The sequence below is a fragment of the Nonomuraea sp. CA-143628 genome, assembly GCF_050942315.1.
In the GTDB taxonomy this organism is placed as follows: domain Bacteria; phylum Actinomycetota; class Actinomycetes; order Streptosporangiales; family Streptosporangiaceae; genus Nonomuraea.
Genome location: NZ_CP192072.1, coordinates 11,965,289 through 11,980,599 on the forward strand (window position 1 = coordinate 11,965,289; position 15,311 = coordinate 11,980,599).

Here is a 15,311-nt window from a genome sequence, read left to right on the forward strand (position 1 = left end):
GGACATGGGCCCGTGCAGAAGGTTCTGATCGCCAACCGGGGTGAGATCGCCGTCCGGATCGCACGGGCATGTAAGGACGCCGGGATCGGCAGCGTGGCCGTCTACGCCGACCAGGACCTCGACTCCCTGCACGCGAAGATCGCCGACGAGGCGTACGCGCTGGGCGGCCGGTCCCCCGCCGAGACCTACCTCGACATCGGCAAGCTGCTGGAGATCGCCCGGCGCTCCGGCACCGACGCCGTGCATCCCGGCTACGGGTTCCTGGCCGAGAACGCCGGCTTCGCCCAGGCCGTCATCGACGCGGGCCTGATCTGGATCGGCCCGCCGCCCGCCGCCATCGCCGCGCTCGGCGACAAGGTCCAGGCCAGGCACATCGCGCAGAAGGTCGGCGCGCCGCTGGTCGCCGGCACCAAGGACCCGGTGTCGGGGGCGGCGGAGGTGGTCGCCTTCGCCGAGAAGCACGGGCTGCCCATCGCGATCAAGGCCGCCTATGGCGGCGGCGGCCGGGGCATCAAGGTCGCCCGCCGGCTGGAGGAGGTCGCCGAGCTCTACGACTCGGCCGTACGCGAGGCGACCGCCGCGTTCGGCCGCGGCGAGTGCTTCGTGGAGCGCTACCTCGACCGCCCGCGGCACGTCGAGACCCAGTGCCTGGCCGACCGCGACGGCAACGTGGTCGTGGTCGGCACCCGCGACTGCTCGCTCCAGCGCCGCCACCAGAAGCTGGTGGAGGAGGCGCCCGCGCCGTTCCTGTCCGAGTCGCAGGTCGAGATCCTCTACACCAGCTCCAAGGCGATCCTGCGCGAGGCCGGCTACGTCGGCGCGGGCACCTGCGAGTTCCTCGTCGGCCAGGACGGCACGATCTCCTTCCTGGAGGTCAACACCCGTCTGCAGGTCGAGCACCCGGTGAGCGAGGAGGTGTCGGGCCTCGACCTGGTCCGTGAGATGTTCCGCATCGCCGACGGCGGGACACTCGGCTACGCCGACCCGCGGCCACGCGGCCACTCGATCGAGTTCCGGGTCAACGCCGAGGACGCCGGCCGAAACTTCCTGCCCGCTCCGGGCACGCTCACCGTCATGCGAGCGCCGTCGGGTCCCGGGGTACGGCTCGACTCGGGGTTCGAGGCCGGGATGACCGTGCCGCAGACGTTCGACTCGCTGGTGGCCAAGCTGATCGTGACCGGCCGTACGCGTACGGAGGCGCTGGAGCGCTCGCGCCGCGCGCTGGCCGAGTTCGAGATCGACGGCATGCCGACCGTGCTGCCCTTCCACCGCGCGGTCGTGTCGGACCCGGCCTTCACCGCCGAGCCGTTCGCCGTCCACACCCGGTGGATCGAGACCGAGTTCGACAACACGATCCCGCCCTACTCGGGCGACGGCTCCGCCGACGAGCCCGCCGCCCGGGAGTCGGTGACGGTCGAGGTCGGCGGCAAGCGCCTCGAAGTGGTCCTCCCCTCCGGCCTCGCTACGACCGCCAGAGGCTCCGCGCCCCCCGCGGCCAGGAAGCCCAGACGCGGCGGCGCGAACAAGCCCGCGGCGGGCGGCGACGCGCTCGTCAGCCCGATGCAGGGCACCATCGTCAAGATCGTCGCGGTCGACGGCGACACGGTGGCCGAGGGCGACGCGATCGTGGTGCTGGAGGCCATGAAGATGGAGCAGCCACTCACGGCGCACAAAGCGGGCACCGTCACGGGCCTGACCGCCGCCGTCGGGCAGACCGTCACGTCGGGCGCCACGATCTGCGAGATCAAGGACGCTTGACGACGTTTGACGTCGCTTGACCTCTCGCTTGATCGTGCCGGGGCCACGAAGATCCTTGACCACGCCCCGCGCCCGACCGACTCCATACGGGTAACGTGCGCTGTAGAGGAACTTTGTCGAGTGCCCGTTCGTCATCCTGGGCGAAGGAGGCTTGCTGCCAATGACCCATTCGCTGCGCCGAGCAGGGGCCGCGATCGCGGCTCTGATCGCCGGTCTTTTCGTCGTCCTTGCGCTGTCCCCTGCCGCCAACGCGGCGGCCGCACCCCCTGACGCATCGAGCGTTGTGTCCTATTGGAAGGACAAGAAGGACCCGCTGTACGTGCAGTCGGGCTCGCCGCTGACCTCGGACCAGCAGTCCGAGATCCGCGACACGTTGAAGGGTTCCAAGAGTGACATCTACGTCGCGGCGCTGCCCGACGGCACGTTGACGGCGGCCAACGCCAAGCAGTACGTCACCTCCCTTGGCGAGGCCACCGCGGCCGCGAAGGGTGGGGGCCGGGTCACCGTGGCGGTGCTGGACGGCAACTCCCTGTTCGCGGAGTCCAACTTCGGCAAGCCCGGTCTCACCAACCGGCTGTCCCAGCTGGCGGTGCGTAACCACGACGACGTCGTGTCCGGCATGAATGACTTCGTCGAGCGCATCAACCTCGCCTCCGCGGGCAAGAAGGCCGCGCTCGACTCCGGCCCGGTGGGCGGCAGCGGCGGGGGCAGCGGCGCGCTGATCGCCCTGGGCGCGCTCGTCGTGGTCGGCGGTGGCGGCTACTTCGTCTACTCCAAGAACAAGAAGAAGAAGCAGGCCATCCAGGACGCCAAGGACCTGGCCGCGGTCAAGCAGACCGTGGAGGAGGACGTCACCAAGCTCGGCGAGGAGATCACCGCGCTGGACACCGACGTCGCGCTCTCCGGCCAGAGCGGGCAGCACATCACCGAGTGGCAGCAGGCTCTCGACTCCTACGAGAAGGCCAAGACGCAGCTCGCGGCGGTGCAGCGGGCCGACCAGGTCCGCGAGGTGACCCAGACGCTGGAGGACGGCCGCTACGCGCTGGCCGTGGTGAAGGCCAAGGTCAACAACCAGCCGGTCCCCGAGCGGCGGGCGCCCTGCTTCTTCAACCCGCAGCACGGCCCGTCCGTACGCGACGTGCGCTGGGCCCCGCCCGGTGGCGCGGTGCGCGACGTACCCGCCTGCGCGAGCGACGCCGAGGCCGTGGAGCGCGGCTTCGACCCGCAGATGCGCGAGGTCATGGTCGACGGCCAGCGGCGTCCCTACTACGACGCGGGCCCGGCCTACCAGCCCTACGCCTACGGCTACTACGGCGGCTTCGGCGACATCATGACCGGCATGTTCATCGGCACCATGATGGGCAGCCTGCTCGGCGGCGGCTTCGGTTACGGCGGCTACGGCGCCGGTTACGCCGAGGGCTTCTCCGACGGCGGTGGCGGTGGCGGCGACTTCGGCGGCGGAGGTGGCGGCGGCTGGGGCGACTTCGGCGGCGGCGGCGACTTCGGTGGTGGCGACTTCGGCGGCGGCGACTGGTAAAGCGACCAGCGAATGACCGGGCGCGTTCCCTTCGGGGGGCGCGCCCTTTTCCTTACCCGGCGTGTCCCCTCTCAGGGGGCGCGCCCGTTTTCTTACCGCGCGTGCCCTCTCTCACGGGGCGCGCCCGTTTCCCGTTCCGGAGGTGTGCCTGCCCGCCCGAGGCCGAGCACACCAGCGTTGTCGTTTCGCGAAGATCCGCCCATAATGCTGCGATGGCCGAACCGGACAGCGCCGACACGCTGATCAGCGTGCGCGACCGGGCGAGCGGCCACCGGCGTCCCCTGGTGCTCGGCGCGGCCGCCGTGGCGATCGCGCTGGCGTCCGCTGGCGGCGTCTCCCTGCTGTGGCCCGATCCCGCCCCCGGCTCGCCCTATTCGCCGCTGCCCTCGTACGTGGCCGCCTCCGCGCTCCCCGGCCCGCTGCCCTCGCCGAACACCACGGTCACGGTGCCGGGCACCTCGTTGAGGCTGCTGGAGCACCCGGCCGACCCCGTACGGCTGGTCGCCTACCGGATCGGCGACGAGACCCAGGTCAGAGGCCCCAGCGGCTTCACCGGGCTCGGCATCCCCGGCGCCGAGGTCGCCATGTCACCCGACGGGAACTGGTGGGCGGTCGTCGTGGGTACGGAGATCCGCTTCACCGACCCCGCCATGAGGGAGGCGTTCCGGGTCCGGCTCTCCGGGCACCTGGAGCGGCCGGTCTGGTCGCCGGACGGCAGGCGGCTGCTGGTCACCGTGCGGGGCACCGGCTTCTCCTCCGTAGACCTCGCCACCAGGTCCGCCTCCGCTGTCGTCCGGGTCAGCGGCGACACCGGCCAGTACTCGTGGCTGCCCGGCGGCTCCGGTGTGGCGGCGGGCGCGGCGGGCGGCGGCATCCGGTTCCGCGATCTGAGGGGGCGCGAGCTGCGGGTCATGAACTGGGTGGGACGGCCGTACGGCGGGGGCGCGTTCTCCCCCTCAGGAGACCGGTTCGTCACGTGGTGCCCGAGCGGCGGCGACGTCTGCGTCTGGGACGCCAGGGACGGGACGCGCCTGGCGTCGCTCGGCGATTCGACGATCTACGGCTGGTGGGACGACACCCACCTCGTCATGGCCGACCCGGAGGGCTGGGAGCCTGGACAGGTCAAGGTGACCGACCTCCAGCGGCTGCTCCCGGACCGGCTGCTGACGGAGTTCGGGGCGAGGGGCGCCGTTCCCGTGTTCACCTACGCGCGGCAGAGGTGAGCACCGGGATGGGCGCAGACGGCACCGTCGCCTCCGGCGGCGGGACAGGGATGAGCGCGGACGACACCATCGTCTCAGTGGGCGGAACCCGATCGCGGGCCCGCCCGAACGTCCTCGTCGCCGCCGCCCTTGCGCTCGCGCTGGTCTCCGGAGTCGCCACGTACCTGCTCGTCAAGCGGCCGGCCGGAGGCCGGGCGACCGGCTTCTCGGCGCTGTCGAGCAGCGAGATCAAGCTGCTGAACGGTTCCCTGACCCTCTACGAGCAGCCCTCGGATCCGGTGCGGCTCACCTCATTCGTCATCGGCCAGGACATCACGAACCTCGACAGAGGCAACAACTTCACCACCGCCTACGTGCGCGGCGAGACCGCGTTCACCGAGGTCGGCGGCGACGACTTCAATGCCTCCATCTCCCCTGACGGCCGGTGGCTGGCGGTCGTGGACGAGATGTACTTCTACCACGGCTCCGACCGCTTCCAGGTCCGGATCACGGACCGGGCCACGGATGAGACCTTCGCCGTGAGACCTGCCCTCGATCGCCGCGAGACCGCGATGGAACCCAGCTGGTCGCCGGACGGCGGGCGCCTGCTGTTCACTCTCGCCGACCACAGCGCGGGCCAGAACCTCCACACCGGTTTCCTGATCGTCGACCCGGCGGGCCGCACCTCATCAGTGGTCAAACTCCGTGACGCGAGCGACCGTGAATCCCCGGCGAGCGCGGACTTCTACCGCTGGGGCCCTGGTAGCCAGACAGTCCTCGGCCCATCCGGCTACTCAGGAGCGAGCCTCATGGATCTGTCGGGCAGAACGCTCCGCTCCCTGCACTGGGTGGGCCGACCCATCGGTGTGGCCCCCTTCGCCCCGTCTGGCGGCAGGTTCTTCACCCTCGACCGCAACGCACACATCTCGGTCTGGGACTACCCCGCCGCCAAACGCCTCGCCACCGTTCCCGGCATCTGGGGAGACGACCTCATCGCCTGGTACGACGAGGATCATCTGATCGTCGGCCGGAGCACGCCCGGCACTTACGAGGCCATAGTGGTAGACCTGGCCGGCAAACGCATCCGCGTGCTGGCCCGGCTCGAACGCGACGAGAACCGCAGCGAGCTCCCGGCGGTCGAACTCCGCTACAGCCGGACCCCCGTCAGATCCCGATCTGCGCCTCAGGCTGCATCAACCGCCGAGCCGCCTCGGTGATGGATCCCGACAAAGACGGATAAACCGCGAAAGTGTGGGCCAGCTGATCCACCGTGAGCCGCTGCTGCACCGCCACCGACAGCGCCAGGATCAGCTCCGACGCGCGCGGCGCCACCACGACCCCGCCCAGCACGATCCCGGTGTGCGGACGGCAGAACAGCTTGACGAAGCCGTCGTTGAACCCCTGCATCTTGGCGCGGGCGTTGGTGGCCAGCGGCAGCTTGACCACGTTGGCCTCGATCTCGCCGGCCTCGATCGAGCGCTGTGCCACACCGACCGCGGCGATCTCCGGATCGGTGAAGATGTTGGAGGCCACCGTGGCCAGCCGGAGCGGCTGGACGGCCTCGCCCAGCGCGTGCCAGACCCCGATGCGGCCCTGCATGGCGGCGACCGAGGCGAGCATGAGCACGCCGGTGCAGTCACCCGCCGCGTAGACGCCCGGCGCGGAGGTGCGCGAGACCTTGTCGACCTTGATGAAGCCGTTCCTGTCGAGCTGGACCCCGGCCTCCTCCAGGCCGATGCCGCTCGTGTTGGGCACCATGCCGACCGTCATCAGCGCGTGGGAGCCCTCGGCCGTGCGGCCGTCTTCGAGCGTGACCACGACGCCGTCGGCGGTCCGCTTGACGGAGGCGGCGCGGGAGCGGCCCATGACGTTCATGCCGCGGCGCCGGTAGACCTCTTCGAGCACCTCGGCGCCGTCGGCGTCCTCGTTGGGCATCATCCGGTCGCGGCTGGAGACCAGCGTGACCTCGGCGCCCAGCGAGCGGTAGGCGCCCGCGAACTCGGCGCCCGTCACCCCGGAGCCGACCACGATCAGGTGCTCGGGCAGCGCGTCGAGGTCATAGAGCTGACGCCAGGTCAGGACGCGCTCGCCGTCGGGCTCGGCGCCCGGCAGGATGCGCGGCGTCGCGCCGGTCGCCACGATGACCACGTCGGCCTTGATCGCGCGGTCGCCCGCCTTGACCAGCTGCGGGTCGACCAGCCGCCCGCGCGCCTTGATGATCTCGACGCCCTCGGCCGCGACCCGGGTCTCGATGTCGGCCGACTGGGCCTGCGCCAGCTCCTTGACCCGCTTGTTGACCAGCGGCAGATCGACGCTCGCCACGCCGACGTCGCCATCGAGCCCGCCGGTGAATCCGACGCCCAGCGAGGGCGCGTCGAGGAGGGCCTGTTTACGCACAGAGGTGGCGATGAGCGTCTTGGACGGCACGCAGTCGGTCAGCACACACGCGCCGCCAGGCCCGTCCTGTTCGACCATGGTGACCTGCGCGCCTAGCTGCGCCGCCACCAGAGCCGCCTCGTAGCCGCCTGGTCCGCCACCGATGATCACGATCCTCGTCACGCCCCTATTGTCCCGCATGGCGCGCGCTGACGACGAACGGGGCGGCCGGTCGCGCGCTACTCTTATCTGCTGTGCCTGTATACGCGGCCTACGGCAGCAACATGGACCCCGAGCAGATGGCCATGCGCGCCCCTCATTCCCCGATCCGGGGCGTGGGCTGGCTGCAGGGTTGGCGCCTGACGTTCGGCGGCGAATACTTCGGCTGGGAGGGCGCGCTCTCCACCATCGTCGAAGACCCCGACGAGCACGTCTTCGTCGTCCTCTACGACGTGCCCGAGTGGGACGCCAACTCGCTCGACCAGTGGGAGGGCGCGGTCCGCGGCCTCTACCACAAGGTGCGGCTGCGGGTGCAGACCCTCGACGGCGAGCAGGTGGCCTGGTTCTACGTGCTCGACGGCTACGAGGGCGGCCTGCCCTCCGCCCGCTACCTGGGCATCCTGGCCGACGCCGCCGAGCGGGCGGGCGCCCCCGACGACTACGTCAAGGAGTTGCGGGGACGCCCCTGCAAATCGATCGGCGACTAGCTGAGCGGCTGGTCCTTGGTCTCCTTCAGCGCGAAGACGTACACCAGCGTGGAGACCAGGGCGAGCGCCGACATGTACCACGGGAAGAGCCCCGCGTTGCCCGCGTCCTTGAGCGCCGTGCCGATGAGCGGCGCAGTGCCACCGAAGATCGCGACGGTCAGCGAGTACGGGAAGCCCGCCCCCGCCGCCCGCACCCGGGTCGGGAACAACTCGGAGTTGACCGCGGCCGAGACCGAGGTGAAGCAGCCGAGGAAGATCATGCCGAGGCACTGGATGAACAGCAGGCTGGAGAAGGAGTTCGTCAGCATGCCGAGCAGTGGCACCGGCAGGATCGTGAACGCCAGGCCGAAGGTGATCAGCATGGGCCGGCGCCCGACCCGGTCCGAGAGCATGCCGAGCAGCGGCTGCAGGATCATGAAGAAGACCAGCGCGATCGTGCTGACCGTGAGCGACTCGCCCTTGTCGAAGCCCACGTTCTGCTGGGCGTAGGTCGGCAGGAAGGTCGTCCAGGTGTAGTAGGCGACCGTGCCCGCCACGGTGATGCCAACGATCATGGCGGCCTTGGTCGGGTAGCGGACCAGGAACTCGAACAGGCCCGGACGCTCCGTCTTACCCTCCTGGATCTCGCTGACGACCGCGCTGGTCTCCTCGGCGCCCTTGCGGATCCACAGGCCCACGAGGCTGATCACCGCGCCCACCACGAACGGGATGCGCCAGCCGTACGAGCTCATGTCGGCTTCGGCGAGGTTGGCGGCCAGCAGCGCGGCCAGGCCGGAGGCGAAGAGCTGGCCGATGGTGGTGCTGACGTACTGGAAGCTCGAGAACAGCCCGCGACGCCCGGGAGGGGCCGACTCGACCAGGAACGTGGTCGCCGCGGCGAACTCACCGCCGACCGAGAGGCCCTGGATCAGCCGCGCCAGCGTCAGGATGATCGGCGCGAGCACACCCGCCGCCTCGTACGTCGGCGTGATCGCCAGCAGCAGCGAGCCGCCACCCATCAGGATGATCGTGAAGGTCATCGCAGACTTGCGGCCGAACCGGTCGGCGAACGCGCCCACCAGCAGGCCGCCCAGCGGGCGCATGAAGAAGCCGACCGCGAACACCGCGAAGGCGCTCAGCACCGGGACCAGACTGTTCGTGCCGGACTTGGGGAAGATCTGGTCGGCGAAGTAGACGGTCAGGAAGCTGTAGGTGTACCAGTCGAACCACTCGACGACGTTGCCGATGCTGGCCGCCATGAGCTGTCGGACACGGCTTTTGGGGATGCCGAGTGGCGATGGCGCCACGGGGGAGGTCGCCACGGGGGGCTCCTTTGCTGACAACTGCGATGATGGCCTACTGTGCATTCGGGCGACCGAAACAGTCAAATGCCTGGCAACATATTTACAAACCCGACATAGAGACGGCTCCCCGTGGATGTTCTCGACCGGCGCCTGGTCGCCGCCCTCCAGATCAGCCCCCGCGCGTCGTGGGGCGAGATCGGCAGGGCCGTCGGCGAGCACGAACGCACGGTCGCGCGCCGGTTACAGCGCCTGATCGCCGACGGCATGGTGCGCGTCACCGCGATCTATGACGACCTGCGTTCAGGCCACGGCCGGCCCGTGCACCTGCATGTCCAGGTCCGCCCCGGTACGGCGGCGCAGGTCGCCAAGGCACTGGCCGACCGGCCCGACACGCGCTCGGTCTACTCGCTGACCGGGGCCGCCGACCTCGCCTGCGAGCTGGTCGCCCGGTCACGGGAGGAGCTGCACGAAATCCTCACCGCGGAGATCAGCGAGATCGACGGGGTACTGCAGACGCAGACGCAGGTCGTCCTGCACACCTTCAGGACGGTCGCCGAGTGGCACGCGCCCTACCTCAGCGAGCAGGAGGCGGCCCTGCTGCGTCCGCCCCCGGTCCTCGAAGTCCTTCCCGACGAGGACGGTCTTTCGCCGCTGGAGCAGGAGATCGCCGAGTTACTGGCCGGTGACGGCAGGATCGCGTTCACGGCGATAGCCGAGCGGCTCGACATCTCGGTGCCGACCGCCCGCAGGCGGGTGTCCTCGCTGCTCGAACGGCGGCTCCTGCTGCTGCGGGCCGAGGTCGAGCCCGCGCTGCTCGGCCTGGAGGTGGAAGGCAAGCTCTGGCTCAAGGTACGGCCGCACGGGCTCGATCTGGTCGGCCAGCAGCTCGCCGCGCACCCCAGCGTGCGTTACTGCGCGGCCACCTCGGGCACCCATTCCCTGATCGTCCAGGTCGCGGTGGCCCATGAGGCCGATCTCTACCGTTTCCTGACGGGTGTCGTCGGCCCGCTCGACGAGGTCACCGACATGGACGTCACCCTCATCACCCGCGCCTACAAACGCGGTCACCTCCACAAGTCCGGCCTGCTCACCCTGGAGAGGACACCATGACGCCCGCCGAGAACGAAGTCGCCGAACTCTGCGCCGAACTCATCCGCGTCGACAGCAGCAACTACGGGGACGGCACCGGCCCCGGCGAGCGGGCCGCCGCCGAGGCCGTCATGGCCAGGCTGGACGAGGTCGGCATCGAGGCCACCTACATCGAGAGCGAGCCGGGCCGGGGCAACGTCATCACCCGCGTCGAGGGCACCGACCCGTCGCTGCCCGCGCTCCTGGTCCACGGCCACCTGGACGTGGTGCCCGCCAACGCGGCCGACTGGTCCGTCGACCCGTTCGGCGGCGAGGTACGCGACGGCTACATCTGGGGCCGGGGCGCGGTGGACATGAAGGACATGGACGCGATGATGCTGGCCGTACTCCGCCAGCTCACCCGCGAGGGCCGCAAGCCGCGCCGCGACCTGGTCTTCGCCTGGGTCGCCGACGAGGAGGCGGGCGGCACGTACGGCGCCAAGCACCTCACCAAGCACCACCCCGAGCTGTTCGAGGGTGTCACCGAGGCGATCAGCGAGGTCGGCGGCTACTCCCTGGAAGTGGACCCGTCCCTGCGGCTCTACCTGATCGAGACCGCGCAGAAGGGTCTCGGCTGGATGAAGCTCATCGCCGATGGCACCGCCGGGCACGGCTCGATGCTCAACACCGACAACGCGGTCACCGAGGTGGCCAAGGCCGTGGCCAGGGTCGGCGCCCACGAGTGGCCGATCACCCTCACCCCGACGGTCCGCCAGTTCCTCACCGAGGTCGCGGACGCCTTCGGCCTGCCCTTCGACGAGGACGACCCGGCGCCCATCCTGGACAAGATCGGGCCGCTGGTCCGCTTCGTCGGCGCGACGCTGAGCCACACCGCCAACCCGACCCAGCTCAACGCCGGCTACAAGTCGAACGTCATCCCCGGCCAGGCCACCGCCGTGATCGACGGCCGCTTCCTGCCCGGCCACGAGGACGAGTTCTTCAAGACGATCGACACGCTGATCGGGTCGAACGTCCGCCGCGAGTTCGTGCACCACGACATCGCGCTGGAGACCACGTTCGACGGCGCCCTGGTCGAGTCGATGATCGCGGCGCTGAAGGCCGAGGACCCCACGGCGCGGGCCGTGCCGTACTGCATGTCCGGCGGCACCGACAACAAGACCTTCTTCGCCGATCTGGGCGTACGCGGGTTCGGGTTCGTGCCGCTGCGGCTGCCCGGGGACATGGACTTCGCGTCGATGTTCCACGGCGTGGACGAGCGGGTGCCGGTGGACGCGCTGCAGTTCGGGGTGCGGGTGCTCGACAGGCTCCTCCTAAACTACTGACGTGAGCAACGACCCCTACTCCCTGGCCAGAGCCGCCGCCGAGGCGCTGAAGAGCGCTTGCGGCCTCGACACCTTCGACGTCGCCCTCGTCATGGGGTCCGGCTGGGTACCGGCCGCGGACGCGATCGGCGAGACGGTCACGGAGATCCCCTTCACCGACCTGCCCGGCTTCTCCGCTCCGGCCGTGGCCGGGCACGGCGGCAAGATCCGCGTCCTGCGCACTCCCGGTGGGCGGCACGCGCTCGTCTTCCTCGGTCGCAGCCATCTCTATGAGGGGCGTGGCGTCGACTCCGTCGTCCACGGCGTACGCACCGCAGCCGCCGCGGGGGTCGGCACGATCGTGCTGACCAACGCGGCCGGCGGCCTGCGCCCCGAGACGCAGCAGGTCGGCGACCCGGTGCTGATCAGCGACCACATCAACATGACCGGGGCCAACCCGATCACCGGCACCACGTTCATCGACCTCACCGAGGTCTACTCGCGGCGGCTGCGCGCGCTCGTACAGGAGGTGGACCCGACCATCGCCGAGGGCGTCTACGTGGCCTTCCGCGGCCCCACCTACGAGACGCCCGCCGAGATCCGCATGCTGCGCACGCTGGGCGGCGACATGATCGGTATGTCCACCGTCCTGGAGGCCATCGCGGCCCGCGAGGCCGGTCTCGAGGTGCTGGGCGTCTCCCTGGTCACCAACCCGGGGGCGGGGCTGGCGGACGAGCCGCTCAACCACGAAGAGGTCCTCCAGGTCGGCCGCGCGACGGCCGCCCGCATGGGCACCCTGCTGGCCAAGATCGTGGACCGCCTGTGACCGGCGACCCGGCATCTTCATCCCCCGCGGCCGGCGACCCGACCGGCGACGGCTCCGTGTCCGCCGAGCCGACCGCAGACGCCTCCGTGTCCGCCGACGCTCGCACAGCCGCCGACCTGGTCCAGGCGGCCCGTCTCTGGCTGGCGCAGGATCCTGATCCCGAGACGCGGGCCGAGCTGTCCGCTCTGCTCGACTCCGGCGACGTCGAGGCGTTGCGCGACCGCTTCGGCGCCGGGCTCGAGTTCGGTACGGCCGGGCTGCGCGGTGAGCTGGGCGCGGGCCCCAACCGGATGAACCGGGTGACCGTCATGCGGGCCGCGGCCGGTCTGGCCCAGGTGCTCGGCCGCGGCAGGCATGTCGTCATCGGCTACGACGCCCGCCACAAGTCCGACGTGTTCGCCCGCGACACCGCGGCCGTGCTGACCGGCGCCGGGCTGCACGCCTCACTGCTGCCTTGCCCGCTGCCGACGCCCATCCTCGCCTTCGCCGTCCGCCACCTCGGCGCCGACGCCGGTGTGATGGTCACCGCCAGCCACAACCCGCCCCGCGACAACGGCTACAAGGTCTACTGGGGCGACGGCTCCCAGATCGTGCCGCCGATCGACGCCGAGATCTCCGCCGCCATCGAGGCGGTGGGCCGCGTCGACCGGTTGCCGCTCGACGCGCCCGGCACGCTGACCGAGCTGGGCGAGAGCATCGTCGACGACTACATCGACGCGGTGACCGCGCTGCCGCTCGGCGACGCCCGCGAGCTGCGGATCGCCTACACGCCGCTGCACGGCGTCGGGTCGGGCACGCTGACCGGGGCGTTCCTGGCCGCCGGGTTCGAGACCCCGATGGCCGTCGAGGAGCAGCGCAACCCCGACCCCGCCTTCCCGACGGTGGCGTTCCCCAACCCGGAGGAACCCGGCGCGATCGACCTGGCCGTGGCGCTGGCCAAGAAGATCAACGCCGATCTCGTCCTGGCGAACGACCCCGACGCCGACCGATGCGCCGTGGCCGTGCCGCTGGGCGACGGCTCCTGGCGCATGCTGACCGGCGACGAGGTGGGCGGCCTGCTGGCCGAGCACGTCATCACGCACACGTCCGGCGATCGCCTGGTGGCCACCACGATCGTGTCCTCAACGCTGCTGAGCAAGATCGCCGCCGCCCACGGCGTCCGCTACGGCGAGACGCTGACCGGCTTCAAGTGGATCATCAAGGCAGGTCCTGGGCTGGTCTTCGGCTATGAGGAGGCGATCGGCTACAGCGTCGGCTCCGAGGCCGGGCTGCCCGTTCACGACAAGGACGGCATCGGCGCCGCCCTGACCGTGGCCGGCATCGCCGCGGCGGCCAAGCGCGCCGGGCGCACCCTGCTCGACCTGCTCGACGACCAGGCCCGGCGCTACGGGCTGCACGCCACCGCGCAGCTGTCCGTCCGGGTCGAGGACCTGTCGCTCATCGCCGGCGCGATGGCTCGGCTGCGCGCCGACCCCCCGGCCGCGCTGGGCGGCCGGGCGGTCGAACGGGCTGACGACCTGAGCCTGGGTGACGGCGGGCTGCCGCCCACCGACGGGCTGCGGTACGTGCTGTCCGGTGACGCCCGGGTGGTGGTCCGGCCTTCGGGGACCGAGCCCAAGCTCAAGTGCTACCTGGAGGTGGTCGTTCCGGTGACCGGCCCGGTGGAGGATGCCCGAGCGCTGGCCGTACGAGAGCTTGCCGCCCTGAAAGCGGACGTCGGCGCCGCACTCGGCCTCTAGGCACCGCCCAGCGCCCGGAAGCGGTCAGGCCAGGCGGAACTCCAGGTCGGTGTCCCAGTTGTTGAGGTCGGGCTCGACGCGGGGGTCCGTCTGGTAAAGCTCCAGGCGGCAGCCCCACAGCTCGGTGTCGCCGTCGCGCGTCATGTCCCACTTGAGGTCCTGCTCGGCGCCCCAGGTCAGGAGGTTCTCGATGACGCCTCTGAGCTGGTCGGGGTGGCCGTGGTGGCGTACCGTCGCGTAGCGCCCGGCCGGCAGGTGAGCGGCGAAGATATCCCTCTCGACGGTCACCGGGGCCGCGACCGGCACGCCCGCCTCGACCTCCAGCCGGTCGGCCGGCATGTCGATGGCGAGGTATCTCAGGAACGGCGCCCCGGCGGGTGCCACGCCCCGCTCGGCCAGCCAGCCGATCAGCTCTCCGATGCGGTCGGCCACCAGGCCGAAGGTGGTCATGCTGATGGTTCCGCGGACCCCAATGTAGGGGCGGTCGGGATGGTCAATGATGTTCGGCATTGTTCTGCCCTCCTCCACTCCTATAGACCAGACGTGGCCCGGGAACTCATCGGCGGCTCGTCCGCTAGACCGGTGTCACCTCGATCTGGAGCTCCGTCACCCATTCGGCCAGGTCGTCCGGGCAGTGCAGGGAGATCTCCCTGGCCAGGCCGCTCGACCGGTAGCCGTTCGCCTCGATCCAGTGCGCCAGCGCCTGGAACGTCGGGCCCACCTCCTCCATCGGGCCATGATGGATGATCGTCGCCGCCGTCTCGATGCGCGGCAAAGTGACGAACTGGACGTCGTACTCGTCCTTCTCTTCCGCCGTGAAGGGGAACGCGACGTGCACCATCACCGCGCCGTCGTCTTCGGGGATGTAGTACGCGATGCCGGGACCCGCTATGGTCACCCGCGCCGACTCCAGCCGCCCGCAGAGCTCGACGAACAACGGCTTGATGACCGGCCCGATGTCCTCGCCCTCGTAACTGGCGGCCCGCGCGCTGAGTTCGGCGACCCTGGTCGCGGCGATCTCCTTGAGCACGACCTCGTCCGTGTGCATGTGCCCCTCCGTCTCGATGGTCCGGAGCCTCGCCTCGACGCCGCGCAGCCTGGCCAGGTCGGCGCTGATCCGCGCCTCCAACTGGGCGCGGCGCAGGCGTACCATGCCGTGCAGCTCTTCCGTGCTGACCTTGTCGTCGAGGATCGCTCTGACCTGCTCCAGCGTGAAGCCGAGGTCCTTGATCGCGACGATGCGGTTGAGCCTGGACAGCTGCGCCGCCTGATATGAGCGGTAACCGGTGGCCGGGTCCACGTGCGCGGGGCGCAGCAGCCCGATCGCGTCGTAGTGGCGCAGCATGCGCACGGACACGAGCCCGAGCCTGGCGAAGTCTCCAATACTGAACATGACCCCTCCAGGTGTAGGGCCTGACACGGTGTCAGGGTCAACGACATCGGCCGGTCAGCCCAGCACGACCGTGGCTCGACGGCTCACCCCACCACGACCG

13 protein-coding genes are annotated in these 15,311 nt (G+C 70.5%); 9 read left to right on the forward strand and 4 right to left on the reverse strand.

The annotated features are described in order from the left end of the window. The first annotated feature begins 12 nt into the window (after positions 1–12). From ACQP2T_RS53965 to ACQP2T_RS53980, 4 genes are all read left to right on the forward strand, one after another. On the forward strand, positions 13–1,758 hold the full coding sequence (locus tag ACQP2T_RS53965) for an acetyl/propionyl/methylcrotonyl-CoA carboxylase subunit alpha (protein WP_433512546.1): 1,746 nt from the start codon (positions 13–15) through the stop codon (positions 1,756–1,758). A 160-nt stretch (positions 1,759–1,918) separates the two neighbouring features. Beyond that, the gene (locus tag ACQP2T_RS53970; RefSeq protein ID WP_433512547.1) at positions 1,919–3,295 is read left to right on the forward strand and encodes a hypothetical protein; all 1,377 of its coding nucleotides are present in this window, start codon (positions 1,919–1,921) and stop codon (positions 3,293–3,295) included. Between the two features lie 212 nt (positions 3,296–3,507). Beyond that, positions 3,508–4,518: a hypothetical protein gene (locus ACQP2T_RS53975; RefSeq protein WP_433512548.1), complete on the forward strand. Its 1,011-nt coding sequence runs from the start codon at positions 3,508–3,510 to the stop codon at positions 4,516–4,518. 8 nt (positions 4,519–4,526) lie between these two features. Next, positions 4,527–5,714, forward strand: a complete 1,188-nt coding sequence (locus tag ACQP2T_RS53980; protein WP_433512549.1) for a hypothetical protein — start codon at positions 4,527–4,529, stop codon at positions 5,712–5,714. Here the strand turns inward: ACQP2T_RS53980 and ACQP2T_RS53985 are convergent. Beyond that, on the reverse strand, positions 5,662–7,056 hold the full coding sequence (locus tag ACQP2T_RS53985) for an NAD(P)H-quinone dehydrogenase (RefSeq protein WP_358179661.1): 1,395 nt from the start codon (positions 7,054–7,056) through the stop codon (positions 5,662–5,664). The two genes, ACQP2T_RS53980 and ACQP2T_RS53985, sit on opposite strands and share 53 nt — an antisense overlap. 71 nt (positions 7,057–7,127) lie before the next feature. On the opposite strand from ACQP2T_RS53985, the gene ACQP2T_RS53990 reads away from it, so the two are divergent. Next, positions 7,128–7,580: a gamma-glutamylcyclotransferase gene (locus ACQP2T_RS53990; RefSeq protein WP_433512550.1), complete on the forward strand. Its 453-nt coding sequence runs from the start codon at positions 7,128–7,130 to the stop codon at positions 7,578–7,580. Here the strand turns inward: ACQP2T_RS53990 and ACQP2T_RS53995 are convergent. Next, complete coding sequence (locus tag ACQP2T_RS53995) at positions 7,577–8,881, reverse strand: MFS transporter (RefSeq protein ID WP_433512551.1); 1,305 nt, start codon at positions 8,879–8,881, stop codon at positions 7,577–7,579. The two genes, ACQP2T_RS53990 and ACQP2T_RS53995, sit on opposite strands and share 4 nt — an antisense overlap. Before the next feature lie 111 nt (positions 8,882–8,992). Between ACQP2T_RS53995 and ACQP2T_RS54000 the strand changes: the two genes are divergently transcribed. The 4 genes from ACQP2T_RS54000 (at position 8,993) to ACQP2T_RS54015 (ending at position 13,818) form a co-directional block, all read left to right on the forward strand. Continuing rightward, complete coding sequence (locus ACQP2T_RS54000) at positions 8,993–9,973, forward strand: Lrp/AsnC family transcriptional regulator (protein ID WP_433512552.1); 981 nt, start codon at positions 8,993–8,995, stop codon at positions 9,971–9,973. After that, on the forward strand, positions 9,970–11,274 hold the full coding sequence (locus ACQP2T_RS54005; RefSeq protein ID WP_433512553.1) for a M20/M25/M40 family metallo-hydrolase: 1,305 nt from the start codon (positions 9,970–9,972) through the stop codon (positions 11,272–11,274). Before ACQP2T_RS54000 ends, ACQP2T_RS54005 begins: the two co-directional genes overlap by 4 nt. A gap of 1 nt (position 11,275) precedes the next feature. Then, complete coding sequence (locus ACQP2T_RS54010) at positions 11,276–12,079, forward strand: purine-nucleoside phosphorylase (RefSeq protein ID WP_357948672.1); 804 nt, start codon at positions 11,276–11,278, stop codon at positions 12,077–12,079. A gap of 86 nt (positions 12,080–12,165) precedes the next feature. Continuing rightward, positions 12,166–13,818, forward strand: coding sequence for a phospho-sugar mutase (locus tag ACQP2T_RS54015; protein ID WP_433519952.1), 1,653 nt, complete (start codon positions 12,166–12,168; stop codon positions 13,816–13,818). Between the two features lie 24 nt (positions 13,819–13,842). Here the strand turns inward: ACQP2T_RS54015 and ACQP2T_RS54020 are convergent, their stop codons facing one another. Both ACQP2T_RS54020 and ACQP2T_RS54025 read right to left on the reverse strand, forming a co-directional pair. After that, positions 13,843–14,328 (reverse strand): GyrI-like domain-containing protein, encoded by a 486-nt coding sequence (locus tag ACQP2T_RS54020; RefSeq protein WP_433512554.1) that lies wholly within the window; start codon positions 14,326–14,328, stop codon positions 13,843–13,845. Between the two features lie 64 nt (positions 14,329–14,392). Next, positions 14,393–15,211 (reverse strand): MerR family transcriptional regulator, encoded by an 819-nt coding sequence (locus tag ACQP2T_RS54025; RefSeq protein ID WP_433512555.1) that lies wholly within the window; start codon positions 15,209–15,211, stop codon positions 14,393–14,395. Positions 15,212–15,311 lie beyond the last annotated feature (100 nt).

Coding starts and splice junctions, on each gene's coding strand:
- ACQP2T_RS53970 (WP_433512547.1), top strand. CDS start 1,919: ATGACCCATTCGCTGCGCCGAGCAGGGGCCGCGATCGCGGCTCTGATC.
- ACQP2T_RS53975 (WP_433512548.1), top strand. CDS start 3,508: ATGGCCGAACCGGACAGCGCCGACACGCTGATCAGCGTGCGCGACCGG.
- ACQP2T_RS53980 (WP_433512549.1), top strand. CDS start 4,527: ATGGGCGCAGACGGCACCGTCGCCTCCGGCGGCGGGACAGGGATGAGC.
- ACQP2T_RS54005 (WP_433512553.1), top strand. CDS start 9,970: ATGACGCCCGCCGAGAACGAAGTCGCCGAACTCTGCGCCGAACTCATC.
- ACQP2T_RS54020 (WP_433512554.1), bottom strand. CDS start 14,328: ATGCCGAACATCATTGACCATCCCGACCGCCCCTACATTGGGGTCCGC.
- ACQP2T_RS54025 (WP_433512555.1), bottom strand. CDS start 15,211: ATGTTCAGTATTGGAGACTTCGCCAGGCTCGGGCTCGTGTCCGTGCGC.